Source organism: Escherichia sp. MOD1-EC6021 (assembly GCF_002965245.1).
GTDB classification, from domain to species: domain Bacteria; phylum Pseudomonadota; class Gammaproteobacteria; order Enterobacterales; family Enterobacteriaceae; genus Escherichia; species Escherichia coli_F.
The window spans coordinates 1-480 of sequence record NZ_PTRU01000118.1; the positions used below are offsets into that span (position 1 = coordinate 1).

Annotated in this window: 1 protein-coding gene and 1 pseudogene; both read left to right on the top strand. The window is 63.1% G+C overall.

The genetic code is table 11. The annotated features are described in order from the left end of the window. Window positions 1-106: pseudogene (locus tag BEB54_RS29650) on the top strand (DUF1281 domain-containing protein); the annotation flags it as partial. Next, the gene (locus BEB54_RS28245; protein ID WP_032236158.1) at window positions 103-414 is read left to right on the top strand and encodes a hypothetical protein; all 312 of its coding nucleotides are present in this window, start codon (window positions 103-105) and stop codon (window positions 412-414) included. The pseudogene BEB54_RS29650 and the gene BEB54_RS28245, both read left to right, overlap by 4 nt. The last annotated feature ends 66 nt before the right edge of the window (window positions 415-480 follow it).

Sequence of the window (480 nt, forward strand, 5' to 3'; positions counted from 1 at the left end):
GCTGTGGGGGGAACTGGAATGGTCTTCCCCGACAGATGACGATGAGCTGCCGGAAGTCACCGGACCTGCGTGGATAGTCGACAAGGTGGCGCATTACGGTGGATGAAGTATGACGGAGACGGGCGGGCAACTGCCCGTTTCTTTTCCGGTAAAGGATGTCGCCATGCTCCTCTTTTTACTGCGCCGGCTGACGCGGCGCGGCATAAACGCTGCCTGTGGTCAGTGTCCCGCGTCCGGCGGGCACGGGACGGGCGCTTTTACCGCTCCCGGCTGGCGTCGGTGACAGTGTACGCCAGCCTGTCGCCCTTTTCTGATGAACGCCCTTCAAGCCGCTTTCGCGGCATAACCTTGCCGTCAAACAGACGACGGCTGCGGTATTCCACGGTCGGCCTGACCCGTTACCGGACGCGGTGAACAGCCCACAGGCAGCGGGGAACGGGCACCACAGGGGTGCCCTCCCGGTGCCCTCTGTAAGAGAAG

Coding starts and splice junctions, on each gene's coding strand:
- BEB54_RS28245 (WP_032236158.1), top strand. CDS start 103: ATGAAGTATGACGGAGACGGGCGGGCAACTGCCCGTTTCTTTTCCGGT.